This is a genomic window from Paenibacillus zeisoli (assembly GCF_003994465.1).
Taxonomy (GTDB): Bacteria; Bacillota; Bacilli; order Paenibacillales; family Paenibacillaceae; genus Fontibacillus; species Fontibacillus zeisoli.
The window spans coordinates 113,051-125,582 of record NZ_RZNX01000004.1 but is presented as its reverse complement, the minus strand read 5'-3'; the positions used below and the strand labels follow the sequence as shown (position 1 = coordinate 125,582).

Below are 12,532 nucleotides of genomic sequence, written 5' to 3'. Positions count from 1 at the left end.
TATGTAACCGCTAACAATTTGATTGTAGCAAAGGGCGTCTCCTCCAATAAGGGCACTATGATTAGGAATAATTCCACTTTGATTGGATCATCTGAGAAGAGGAGTTTCGCGCGAGGCCGTATACACACATCTCGCCAAGGCGACTTGAACCTGAGGAGACTTAATGAATTGAGCCGGAATTACCGCTGATCTCCTGTCTGTAACGGCTGGGGCTTAACTTCTCCTGCTGCTTAAATACTTTAATAAAATATTTATCTGTCTGGTAACCCACGCGCTCTGAGATTTCGCCAACCGGAAGCCGGGTCTGGAGCAGCAGTTCCTTAGCCCGCTGTATGCGTCTGCGTGTTAAATATTCCGTGAACGGGATTCCCATCTGTTCCTTGAACAGCACACTGAAATAGCTGGCGTTCATATGCAGGCGTTCGGCAAGAAATGCCAGAGTCAGGGGCTCATCCAGATGGTTCTCGATGTACTCCGCTGCCTCTTTCACCTGCTGGCAAAGTCTCACATTCTGATCTTCAAGCGCAAGCAGCTTCGGATCGACCAGCTTCTCCATTCTCTCGATCCGGTGTCTGTCTTCCTCCTGCTTGAGCGCCTGCGTAACCACCTCCAGCAGCTCCTGCTTCTCAATCGGCTTCAGCAGATAATTGACCGCTCCATAACGAAGCGCAGTCTGAACATATTCAAATTCAGCATGTCCCGATATCACGATAGCCACGGGTTTCATCTGATGATCTCTCAGCGCATGGATCAGATCGAGGCCGCTGACCTCCGGCATACAGACATCGGTAATGAGCAGGTGGGCCGTCTCCCGGGAGAGCCATTCGAGTGCCTGGACCCCGCTATCTACGCACTCGATCCGGTAATTCCCGGCTGCCCATATATCCAGAGCTTTCTTGATGCCAAGCCGTGTTCTCGGTTCATCATCCACAATCAATATGGTTCGCAATTATTCATTCCCTCCGCTTCCTGTCAGATCATGTTCATCCGGGATCTCGAAATACACCCGGGTCCCCTGATGTAGCTGGCTATCGATCCTCAGCCCCTTGTCGCTAGCGCGCTCCGGTCCATAATAAAGCTTCAGCCGCTGCTGTACATTCACAAGTCCAACCCCTGTGCTCTTGGATACAAAAGAGTTGCCTTCTGCCAATCCCTGCCGCAGGGAAGACAGCGTCTCGTCATCCATCCCGGAGCCATTATCCTCTACGCAGATTAAGATTTCTCCGGGATTCACAGACAAACTTACGCTTACGGTCACGGTGCCACACCCAAGCTTGTTCTCCACCCCATAGCGGATCGAATTCTCAACGAGGGGCTGGATCAGCAGCTTTGGAATGGGCACAAATGCCGCTTCGGGAGAGAGATGGATGTGCCAGGTTAATCTCTCCCCGAGCCTCATACGGATAATTTTCAGATAGCGTTCCACCTGATCCAGCTCCTCCTGTATCGTCACCCATTCACTGCTCTGCGAGCTGCTGATGTTGTACCGGAACAGTCTGGACATCGCAACGACCAAGCCCGCGAGCTCCTCTTCCCCCTTGTCCTCCAGTGACCAGTTGAATGCTTCAAGCGTGTTGAATAGGAAATGCGGATTAATCTGCGCCTGCAGCGCTTTGAGCTCCGCCTTGCTCTGCAGCATTTCTTTCTCATATACAGCCCGTATCAATTCATTGATATGATAGACCATTTCGTTATAGGAATGATTCAGTTCCCGCAGCTCCATCGTGGAGACCGGCTCAGGACTCGGCGTCAGCACACCCAGCCTGGATCTGCGCATGGCCCGAATAAGATGAATGATAGGTCTGGTAAGCATAGTGGACAGGATGAAGGACAGGATGAGGAAGCCCAGAACAGCGAGCCCTCCCGAGACAAGCAGTACGGTTCGCAGGACCGAAATTCCCTTGGTGACATAACTAACCGGGGTGAGGATGATGAGTGTCCAGTTGGCCGATTCCGAGTACTGCTTGACCATCACATATTCCTTGCCCTGAAACATGACCGTCTGCTCCTTATTGACCAGAAGCTGGGATAGGTCTAGTCCCGACGAGACATTTCCAATTCCGAGCAGCTGTCCCTGGTCATTAGCCAGCAGAATCGATTCCCCATTTCCGCCCCCAGCGGCCGGGTCATTAAGCTGGAAGTAGCCCCGCTGGATACGGGCGATCAGATAACCACCCGGAGAGAACCAGCGATCGAACAGGTTGACCCGGCGGATCGCCAGTACCGACTGGGCATTATCCGGATCGATTCCGATCCAGACCAGTCGGCCCTTTTGCACATCAGCCTCATGGATGTACCTGGGATTGAGCCTTCCGTCCAGGCTTCCTTCCCGAATCGGGAACACCTGCTTTCCGTCATTGGTATAGAGCTCCAGCGCTTCAATTCCGGGGGTGTACGCTTGATAGCTCCCCGCGATCTGGAGCAGTGACTGCCTTTGATTGAACGTGATGTCCTGACCATTCACTTTGTTCAGAAGCAGCTTCTGGACGAAGGGATGCCCGGCTACCTGGGCCGTCATGCTGTCAATCTGGGTCATCAGGGCATCAAGCCGACCGCTCGCCTGAACAGCAGTCTGCTGAATATGCTTCTCGGCATTGTTCTTCAGCAGTGTAGACACTTTGTCAAAGATGAAGAAACCAGCCACACTGAAGATGACCACCATCACCAGGAAAAACCCGATAAAAATCTGATTACGCAGGGTATTGAATCTTTGAAGACTCCGCATCTGCTATGCCTCTCCCTCTATTTGATGAAGCTGTTCTATACGGTGGATACTCTGGATTCTTAGATGTGATTACGCGCTCTGAACTTGCCGGGCGGTTCCCCGGTCCAGCGTTTGAACTGGCGGCTGAAATGGGCAATATCCCCGTATCCAAGCAGACGGGATACTCTCTCCACGGACAGCTCAGGCTGCATCAGCAGCAGCTTGGCCTTCTTAAGCTTAAGCTGGGATAAGTACTGGCGCGGGGATATGCCGTACACGCCTTGAAACATCCGGGCACAAGCGGAAGCACTGTATCCGAGACCCATTATTACGGATTGGACCGTCTCTCCGGAATCCTCATCCATCTGAAGCTTCCCTTCCGCTCTTTCGAGCACCACACGCTCAAGGCTTGCCGCAATCGTCTCTGCAATACGGGAAGCGCGTGTGTTCGCAAGTGACGGGCCTGTCTGTTCGGACAGACAGCCGGTTATGGCTCCGAAGAGTTCAAATACCGCAGAAAGTGTCATCATCTTCGTCTGAAGCTTCCATTCATCCTCGTGCAAGGCCAGAGAGATCAGCTTATCCAGACTTGGCCGGATGGCCAGCGCGAGTGGACTTCCCTGCGAGTAGCAGCGCTGCTCCCCCTGAAGGAGCAGTTCCCTCAGTGCACGCTCGTCGGAATCGAAATGAATGCAGTAGTACGTCATCACCCCAGCTCCAGCATTGCGGCTCTCATGTGCGTCTTCCGGCTTCAGCAGCATGATATCCCCTGGATTCTGCACATAGCTCTTCCCATTGATCACCATCTCCTGCTTCCCTTCCAGCAGCAGATTAATTTCAAATAGCGGATGTGTGTGCTGGGGATAGGTCCATTCCGGGGTTACCTTGCGCCAGTGGGCGGCAAAGATCCGGAAGGTCGATTCCATATCCGGCAGCATGACTTCCTTGATTTCAAACTCTGATCTCGCGTCCATTACACCCCTCCTAAAGTTATGATATCTGATCCACTCACCTGCTGAATTTGGGTAAATAACATCCAACTCTGGACATGGGAAGCGCTTTAATTCCTTGTTAGTATGAAGATATCACATTCCAATCGGTAAAGGATAGGAGGCAGTTAAATTGGATAAAAAAATATTTTTCAATGCCCACCACGCTCCCGTTGGTGCATTTGCAAGCTTTACGTTAGGATTCCCGGGGCGCAGCGGGGGCTTTGACCTGGAGTTCGGGAGACCTCCCGAACAGAACGTATATCTCGGTCTGCAAGAGCTGGACGGGGACACCTTCCAGGCGCTGCCTTTCTATAATCAGGCCGGGGACGAATCGACGAGGTACACAGCCGGGACTGGCGAGACAGCCGAAGAGCCGGCAGCTTCCATGATCAGCCCCTTTTCACCTGAAGAGATCCGCCGGACATTCGGAGCGGCCACCGATACATGGGAAGCTGGTGATCTGACATTTCGCCTCTATTCCCCATTCGATTCCGTACCGGAGCCGCAGTCCGCAGATGAGGAAGAGCTGAGGTTCGCTCTGCTGCCGGCAGTGCTTGCCGAGATTACTATAGATAACACGGAAGGTACCTCAACCCGCCGGGCTTACTTCGGCTTTCAGGGCACTGATCCATATACGGCTATACGGAGACTGGAAGAGACTACGGATGGCAGACTGTGCGGTGTCGGACAAGGACGCCATACGGCCATTGCCTCAGATGATCCGCGTGTCTACAGTGCGGGGCATTTCACGATCGAGAATATTTTGCAGCCCAAGGTGCTGGAGAATTTGAGATTTGGACTCGGGCCTGTCGGGGCCCTGCTTATGGATGTCCCTGCTGGCAGACGGGAGACTTACCGCTTCGCCTTGTGCTTTTACCGAGGGGATTATGTAACCACGGGTCTGGATGCGGCATACCTGTATACCCGCTATTACGCCAATATTGAGGAGGTAGCGTCTTACGCACTGAAGCATTTCGACCGCAAGGTTGAGGTTAGCCATAGAAATGACGATCTGATCGCTTCCTCTCCGCTGTCGGACAATCAGAAGTTCATGCTCGCTCATGCCATCCGCAGCTATTATGGCAGCACCGAGCTGCTGATCAGCGAAGACAAGCCGCTGTGGATTGTGAACGAAGGTGAATACCGGATGATGAATACGTTCGATTTGACGGTAGACCAGCTGTTTTTTGAGCTTAAAATGAACCCCTGGACCGTTCGAAATGAACTGGACCTGTTCACCTCCCGTTACAAGTATGAGGATACGGTGCGCTTTCCCGGCGACGAGACCGAATACCCCGGCGGGGTAAGCTTCACCCATGATATGGGGGTGGCCAATTCCTTCTCACGACCAGGCTACTCGGCATATGAACAGCATGCCATCACGGACTGCTTCTCCCATATGACACAGGAACAGTTGGTCAATTGGGTGCTGACTGCCTCGGTATACGTGCATCAGACCGGTGATCAGAGATGGCTGGAGCATAACTTGGACCTGCTGCAGCAGTGTCTGATCAGCTTGGTGAACCGGGATCATCCCGATCCTGCCAAGCGCAGCGGCCTGATGGGACTCGACAGCTCGCGGACCATGGGGGGCGCCGAGATTACCACTTACGACAGCCTCGACATCTCGCTCGGCCAGGCGCGGGGCAATATTTATCTGGCGGGTAAATGCTGGGCGGCTTATGTGGCTATGGAGCGGATTTTTGCAGAGAAGGGCCTGGAGGACATGAAGAGCCTGGCTGGAGATCAGGCCGAGCGCTGCGCGCGGACCCTTACAGCTCATTCCACCGCGGAGGGTTATATCCCAGCCGTGATTGGAGAGGGCAACGATTCCCGGATTATCCCTGCTATCGAAGGACTGGTGTTCCCGTTATTCACCGGCTGTGAAGAAGCCTTGGATCCAAGCGGGCGCTTCGGGGAGTATGTATCTGCTCTGAAGCGTCACTTCGATGCCGTGCTTCAGCCAGGCATCTGCCTGTTCCCGGACGGTGGCTGGAAGCTCTCCTCCACCAGTGATAACTCATGGCTGAGCAAAATTTATCTATGCCAGTTCGTGGCCCGCCGCATACTTGGTCTGAAGCAGGGAGTGCAGGAGCACGCGGCCGATGCGGCTCATGTGGATTGGCTGACCAGAGAGGAGAATGCGTTCTGGAGTTGGAGCGACCAGATGATGGCCGGCTCGGTCTGCGGCAGCCGTTATTACCCGCGCGGCGTTACCGCGATCCTGTGGCTGGACGAAGCTGCGGCGGAGAACGTGTAGGGCTTCCGGGACAATTTAGCAGCCTCCACATGATGATGGATACCGGAATTTAGATACCTTACTTATTACAAGACACAAGAATCGTGGTTCACAATTAAATGAGTCCATTCCGCACAAAGAAAGACAGTCAGTCTCCGTATTGGAGGCTTACTGTCTTTGCTATTAGCGGCTTCCGTGTAGATTATTGCTTATTGCTTCTAAGCAAGTTAATCAGTTTATTCTAACTCAGTAATTCCTTTGGGTCTTGTTAATGTATGTGAATACCCCACCAAAAACGCTTAACGTTAGAAATAAATATAACAATATATCGGGTAAATATTTGGTCGAAACAATATCTAATAAATTTAAAACAATCAACATAATAATGCCTAAATACATAACATTATACAGAGTGCTATTAGTTTTATATTGAATCTCCCTACCTCTTTCATCTTTTCCTTCCCCGCTTGACTGGAATCTAATCACATACATCTGACAAACAAATACCACAACAATGAATGCAACTTTTAACCATAACATACTATCACTCCTCCCCATAATCAAAAACTTCGGTTAACGGCTTCTCAAATGCATTTGAAATTTTAAAAGCGAGAATTAGGGAAGGATTATATTTGTTCTTCTCAAGGGTAGCAATGGTTTGACGACTGACTCCAACTCGATTGGCAAGTTGTTCTTGAGTCCATCCCTTTTCTGCACGGAACACCACTAATTTATTGGATAACAACAGAACCACCTCTACCATTATTGTAAAATATTTCATATATTTTGTAAACTATTTCTTACAACTGGTTTGTAATTTAAGAAGAGTCCCTTGGAACAGCAAGGAACTCTTCCGCCTACCCAATCTTGTACTCACCCTTAAGCTGACTGTACATCTCCAGATCCACGATGCCCTTGCCCGCCCATAGGGAAGCCTGCCGCAGGGTCCCTTCGTACACATAACCGTTCTTTAACAGCACCTTCTTGGATGCATCGTTGGCTGGCATCACTTCCGCCTGTATCCGGTTCACCTCGGCTTTCTCGAACAGGAAGCGTGTAAGGAGCCTCACCGTTTCGGCAGCCAGTCCTTTACCCCAATAAGAATCCCCCAGAAAATATCCCATCGTAACCATGTTCACCTTCTGATTAAAGTTAAAGGCTTCCGCAATGCCAACCAGTCTGCCATTGTCCTCACTGCTGAAGATGCCCCATTTAATTATGGACTTCTTCAAATAATCTCTCTCGAAATGCGGAATCATTTTCTTCACGGTATCCTTGTTGTGCTTCGGTATAATTCCGCAGTAATCAAACACCCGGTCGTTGCTATAGATCTCGAACAGCTCCTCCAAATGTTTCTCTTCCACCTTGGCCAGCTGCACCCGATCAGACAGAAGCTCAGGGAACACTCCGAACAGGGCTTCCATATTCATTTCCATCCCTCTTTTCGTTCTAATTCTTATTCTACTCGTTATTCCCAGCCACACTGCTTCCAATCTTGTCTAATTCATCCATTCTAACTAGTTCTTCAACTGGGAACAGAATCCTTGTACCCGCCATGCCTTAGTCCCTGTCCAAACCAAAAAAAGCGCAAGTCCCCTTAGGTACTCCGCGCTTAATGGTACTCCATCTTAGTTGCTACTTCACACTGCAACTTTCTCTTCCTGGCTCCCCTACTCCCGATCCAAGGTGTACCCGATTGATCGTCCGCATAACGCAGTACGCAGAACCCAGTACGCAGACCAGCTTAGTCTCTCAGTCTCTTTTTCTGCTGGACAGCCTAATCTTCTTGGCCTTGCCGGAGTCCTCCTCGTCCATATCTAGAATCAGCTCCGGTTCCTCCTCAATCAGATCCATCACCTGCGTATGCTGGCTGGATTTGAACAGATCGATCATATCGATAAGCTCGGATCGGTCTATTAATCTAACCCCATTGCAGCTGGCCAGGATCTCGCAAGCCTCGGTATACCGGCTTGAAGCAATCACGGTGGACTTGCTCGCTCCGTAATATCTCATAGAGGTGTAGATCTCCTGAACGGCACTGAGTCCTACGGGATTCGACTCCGCATAACGCTTGGCCTGAATCACATTTCGTTCCCCATCCCGATCGGTAAAGACCAGATCCGCCCCAAAATCACGGCTGCTGACCGTCTTGTAGGCATCCTCATATCCAAGAGCCAGGAACAAACGGTACAAGTACTCTTCGAACTCCTTACCGTCCTCCATCCGATCAATATCCTTAATACTCACTTTCATGGGGTCTATGATCCCTTTGCGGGTGTAAATACTTTTTCGTTTCAGCCATATGCGGATCACAATTACAACAAGCATCAACGCAAGCAGTGCAGCTAAATACAACTCCATCGAACCGAACACGGCTCTCCCCCTTCCTATTAACCCTTCAACAATAACGACTTTAGATAAAAAGAAACCGTCGGCTGCGTTCTCCCGTTACGGTTTCTCTTAAATTGAGCAGTTTAAGCGGCCTGCAAGCTTAACCTTGCATTTGCGCCGGTTAGCTCGGCCCAACACCTCGGGCCTGCCCAGACGTCCCGCTTTCGCGGCGCTCTATGTACAGGCTCAGGCATGCGCCCACGCAGCCAAGCAGGGCGAGAACAGAAGCGAGCCACGGCACGTGAGGCAGGCCTGCATATGTAATCACCAGTCCGCCCAAATAAGCCCCGCCAGCATTGCCCAAATTCAGGGCAGAGTGGCTTGAAGTTGAAGCAAGAAGGGGCGCATCATGGGCTAGATTCAGAATACGGACCTGAAGGCCCGGCATGATTCCGAAAGCCGCAACTCCCCATATGAACACAGTAATAATAGCAAGAACTGCATCGTTCAGCGTAACCGATAATACAGCCAAGATCACACCCAGCAGCGCAAAGTTAGCGATCATGGCAGGCATCAGCTTCCAGTCCGCTAATTTGCCGCCAAGCAGGTTGCCCAAGGTAACGCCTGTACCGAATAAGACCAGAATCCAGGTTACCTCATGCTCCTTATACCCGCTAAGGGTCTCCAGTGCCGGGGTTAGATAAGTGAACATCGAGAACAAGCTGGCACAGCCAAATGCTCCCGTAAGCAGCATCAGCAGTACCTGCGGATTCACCAGGCTCCGGAATTCCTGTACCAGGCTTGTTGGCTTATCCTGGCGGATGTGCGGGATGAACCGTATGATTCCAACCAGTGACAGACAACCTAGCAAGGTAATAGCCCCGAAGGAAGACCTCCAGCCCAGCTGCTGTCCTATAAAAGTTCCGAAAGGAACACCGATGATATTCGCTACGGTAAGCCCAGCCAGAACCATAGATACGGCACCCGCCCGCTTATCGGGGCGTACCAGCCTCGAGGCTATCAATGAGCCCACACCAAGAAAAGTCCCATGAGCCAACGCCGTCATAATCCGGGCGGCGATCAAGAGAATATAATTGGGTGCGACTACAGACAATGCGTTACCGGCAATGAAAATACCCATCAGCAGCACAAGCAGTTTCTTCTGCGGCATCCGGTGTGTCAGTACAGTCAGCAGTGGGGCTCCTACAGCAACACCCAATGCATAGCTGGTGATAAGCTGACCGGCAGCCGGGATACTCACATTCAGGTCATGAGCTACATTGGGCAGAAGGCCCATAATGATAAACTCGGTCATGCCAATAGCAAACGCGCCCAATGTCAGACATAACAAGGATAGCGGAAATCTTTCCTTTTGCGGAGACGGTTCCAATAAGGGCTCTGCAGTCAAATTCATGTTGTCTCTCCTTCATCTAGCGATCTCTCTACCTCTCACAAGCATATCACTAGCGTCAAGAGGACGGGTTCATGAGCCGCATGTCTGCTGCCTCGGGGCTTACAACAACACCATGGATAACATAACAAAAGCAAGACCCCTATTCCGATAATGGAATACGGGTCCCTGGTAGCAACCAGCAGCAAGCTGGACAAGGTCACAACCTGTTATGAAGCTTACTTGTGGAACTAGATTGGAACTGCGCTAGAATCCGATCTTAATGCTGTCCCCTTCAGCCGCTACGCCCGGGGAGCGTGTAAGTGACAGCTTCTGCTCTGCAGAGAACCCAATCGTCTCCCCGTCTCTCAGCGTTACATCATTCTCTATAATGAAGCTCACAATTACAGTAACCAGTTCAAATACATCACCGGCACTTTGATTGGAATTCACAATTTCGATCTCATCCTTGCCGAAGCTTCGGAGTCCAACAGTATACGCACCCACACCCTGCTCATTCTGATACATGCCTATAAATACCCAGAGAACCACGGGAAGTGTATCTTCCTTCAGGGATAGTGCCAAATCGACATACTGCCCTGCTTCCATAACAAGGGGTGCCGTATAGATCGCAATCGCAGATTGCGTCTGCAGCAGCGAGCTTGCCACCTTGGTAAAAAGCTTGTGTCCTTCTATGGCATCTTCGGCGCCCAGAACCGACACAATGATATGAGCCTTGTGAGTGGAGACGACCTGCTCCGCTTCTCTCCACAGGAAGTTATACTTGCAGTTCTCCTCTACCTCGCGGTTAGGAATGACAGCCGGCATATACCCGCAGGCGACCTTCATGCCGTCTACCTCGAACACGATACTTTCCTCCGCCTTCTCCTTCCCCGTCTCGATCCCCCACTGCTCATTCAGTTTCTCGATAAAAGAATCAAAGTCATATTGCGGCTTGTCCAGCAGCACAAATCCAACAATTGGACCTAACTTATCCTCTCCTGCTGGAGTAGATGAATCCTCTTTCCTGCCGCGCAGCTTATCGAATAAACCCATATTCCGATTCCTCCTCTGTCTGAAAAAAACACCTCCCGCATCGTCCTTACGACTATTGGAGGTGTTCATCGCTTCTGAATCGCATTAGCCGTATACTACGTTGAAAGCCTCTTCCACATGGGTCAATATCGTATCCCAGTCCGCATCCGGTGTCTTGGTAATCGTGACAAAGTCGTTAACCGCGAACAGGTTGTCGATCCCTTCAATGCTAAGCAAAGCCTTGGCCAGCGGGTGATCTGTGGCATCTCCACTTTTCAGGGAAGTACTTCTTGGGCCTTCAAATAACGGCTTACTTGTGCTGATCTTGATCGAATTCGGATTAGGTGTATATTGAACATCGATTTCCATAGATACTCGGGTCACATCCGTCCTTTAAGAGTACTTGCTTGTGCGAAGTGATGCCCACTTGTCCTCAAGCCATGCATCGAATTCATCGCCTTTGTTGCCTTCATAAATATCGTACACATCAATTCTCATCTTCTTGAGCTTCTCTTTGAATTCTTCATAAGCGTGCTCTTTCGGCAGGCTTTTCTTGATTCTTAGCAGCAGCTTCGTAATGCCAGGAACCAGGTCCCCCGGCTCGCGCTTAGGGATGGATACACTCTCCCCAAGTCCTTTGAGCTGACGCTGTGCGGCTTCCTGTACCTGGAGTACAGGATCATTCTTCAAGATGCCTCTAAGGACGCCGATCGCTTGCTGATGATTAAGTTTGCCGAGCTGCTCTACCGCCTCAAGACGTGCTCTCCAGTCAGAGGTACGGTTGGCAGCCTTCTTGATCTCATCGTAATTCTCGGGTAATTCGCTATGCAGTTCTTCGTTATTCAAACGGACCAAACTCCTTTGTTTGCTGTGATCTGTAAGTCTCTATTATATAACTACTTGGGGGTCCCTGGATACTTCAACTTCAGCATTGCCTTCATTTTGCCCATAAAAACATGCGTCAGATCCGATTCTTCTCCATCCATTCAACTGCCCAGTCCACTAGTGATTTCTGGCGAATTAATCTTACCTCTGCATTTCCGACCTTATGGACCTTAACTTGGTGCTCCTCATCATATTCCTTCCCGATTCTAACGAAATCCACATCGTCCACAGCCTGGGTCCTGTAGGTCACCCTCTGCCGCTGACCATTTACCAGGATCGCACTGCTCTCCTCCGTAAAGGTCTTGGTAGGGAATTCCGCCCGTGTCTCGGCCAAATGCAAAGAGGTGTTCTTGTCGTACCCGACCCCAATCAGCAGCACATATCCATCCAGCTTATACAGCTTATCTACAGGCGAGTTCTCACCAAAAATATTGCTCAGATCATGCTCCTCCGTAATATAATCTGCGTATTTGCCCACAGCCGCAACAGACCTTGCCGGGTGATCCGTTCTCCGGGCTCCCGGCCATTTCCGGAACATTTCAGCGACAACCCCCATGCCGATGGCGGGTGTAATCTCTTTATCATAAGCAGGCCAGTGTTCACGAAGAATCGGCCAACAATCCTGAGGGACTTCCCAGTGCACCCCTGTAGATGGGTCGAGGTTCTTCCAGGTCTGCGACGGCATCATCAGAGTCCCTTCCTCCCCCACAATCTCAAGTAAAGCTCTGATTAAAGTCTCGGATCCGCCTACCACGAACCCAAGACTTTTGAGCGAAGTATGTACAAAGATCGTCTGCCCTGGTGCCACACCGCATTCCTTGAACTGCTTAATCAGGTCCTCCTTGGTTAATATGACGCTGGTCTCATTGGAATTCATCATGGTCATCCCCCTAATTATGATAATACAAAAACAACCCCGCAGCGGCTGCGGGGTTGTTGTCCTCCAAACGTAAAGA

The 12,532-nt window shown here is 50.8% G+C and carries 13 protein-coding genes; 1 reads left to right on the top strand and 12 read right to left on the bottom strand.

Translation table 11 applies throughout. The features are described from left to right. Positions 1 to 160 precede the first annotated feature (160 nt). Genes EJP77_RS11930 through EJP77_RS11920 form a run of 3 tightly spaced genes read right to left on the bottom strand, consistent with a single transcriptional unit; the run spans position 161 to position 3,678 of the window. Positions 161 to 949, bottom strand: a complete 789-nt coding sequence (locus tag EJP77_RS11930) for a response regulator transcription factor (protein WP_127199466.1) — start codon at positions 947 to 949, stop codon at positions 161 to 163. Next, positions 950 to 2,725 carry a cache domain-containing sensor histidine kinase gene (locus EJP77_RS11925; protein ID WP_127199465.1) on the bottom strand — a complete coding sequence of 592 codons (1,776 nt, stop codon included), beginning with the start codon at positions 2,723 to 2,725 and terminating at the stop codon, positions 950 to 952. A 59-nt stretch (positions 2,726 to 2,784) separates the two neighbouring features. Then, positions 2,785 to 3,678 carry a helix-turn-helix domain-containing protein gene (locus EJP77_RS11920; protein WP_127199464.1) on the bottom strand — a complete coding sequence of 298 codons (894 nt, stop codon included), beginning with the start codon at positions 3,676 to 3,678 and terminating at the stop codon, positions 2,785 to 2,787. Positions 3,679 to 3,826: 148 nt separating this feature from the next. On the opposite strand from EJP77_RS11920, the gene EJP77_RS11915 reads away from it, so the two are divergent. Further along, entirely contained in the window at positions 3,827 to 5,956 is a 2,130-nt protein-coding gene (locus EJP77_RS11915; protein WP_127199463.1) for a glycoside hydrolase family 52 protein, read from the top strand. Positions 5,957 to 6,181: 225 nt separating this feature from the next. Here EJP77_RS11915 and EJP77_RS20910 read toward each other — a convergent pair whose 3' ends face one another. The 9 genes from EJP77_RS20910 to EJP77_RS11870 form a co-directional block, all read right to left on the bottom strand. Further along, entirely contained in the window at positions 6,182 to 6,475 is a 294-nt protein-coding gene (locus EJP77_RS20910) for a hypothetical protein (protein WP_127199462.1), read from the bottom strand. Between the two features lie 4 nt (positions 6,476 to 6,479). Next, the gene (locus EJP77_RS11905; protein ID WP_127199461.1) at positions 6,480 to 6,680 is read right to left on the bottom strand and encodes a helix-turn-helix transcriptional regulator; all 201 of its coding nucleotides are present in this window, start codon (positions 6,678 to 6,680) and stop codon (positions 6,480 to 6,482) included. Positions 6,681 to 6,792: 112 nt separating this feature from the next. After that, positions 6,793 to 7,365: a GNAT family N-acetyltransferase gene (locus tag EJP77_RS11900; RefSeq protein WP_127199460.1), complete on the bottom strand. Its 573-nt coding sequence runs from the start codon at positions 7,363 to 7,365 to the stop codon at positions 6,793 to 6,795. A 322-nt stretch (positions 7,366 to 7,687) separates the two neighbouring features. Next, complete coding sequence (locus tag EJP77_RS11895) at positions 7,688 to 8,296, bottom strand: restriction endonuclease (protein WP_127199624.1); 609 nt, start codon at positions 8,294 to 8,296, stop codon at positions 7,688 to 7,690. A gap of 151 nt (positions 8,297 to 8,447) precedes the next feature. Beyond that, the gene (locus EJP77_RS11890) at positions 8,448 to 9,680 is read right to left on the bottom strand and encodes an MFS transporter (protein ID WP_127199459.1); all 1,233 of its coding nucleotides are present in this window, start codon (positions 9,678 to 9,680) and stop codon (positions 8,448 to 8,450) included. A 243-nt stretch (positions 9,681 to 9,923) separates the two neighbouring features. Further along, entirely contained in the window at positions 9,924 to 10,712 is a 789-nt protein-coding gene (locus tag EJP77_RS11885; RefSeq protein ID WP_185897322.1) for a DUF4261 domain-containing protein, read from the bottom strand. Positions 10,713 to 10,796: 84 nt separating this feature from the next. Next, positions 10,797 to 11,075 (bottom strand): NifU N-terminal domain-containing protein, encoded by a 279-nt coding sequence (locus EJP77_RS11880; protein WP_342773009.1) that lies wholly within the window; start codon positions 11,073 to 11,075, stop codon positions 10,797 to 10,799. 9 nt (positions 11,076 to 11,084) lie between these two features. Then, entirely contained in the window at positions 11,085 to 11,537 is a 453-nt protein-coding gene (locus EJP77_RS11875; protein WP_127199457.1) for a HEAT repeat domain-containing protein, read from the bottom strand. A 115-nt stretch (positions 11,538 to 11,652) separates the two neighbouring features. After that, complete coding sequence (locus EJP77_RS11870) at positions 11,653 to 12,456, bottom strand: AAC(3) family N-acetyltransferase (protein WP_127199456.1); 804 nt, start codon at positions 12,454 to 12,456, stop codon at positions 11,653 to 11,655. Between the last annotated feature and the right edge of the window lie 76 nt (positions 12,457 to 12,532).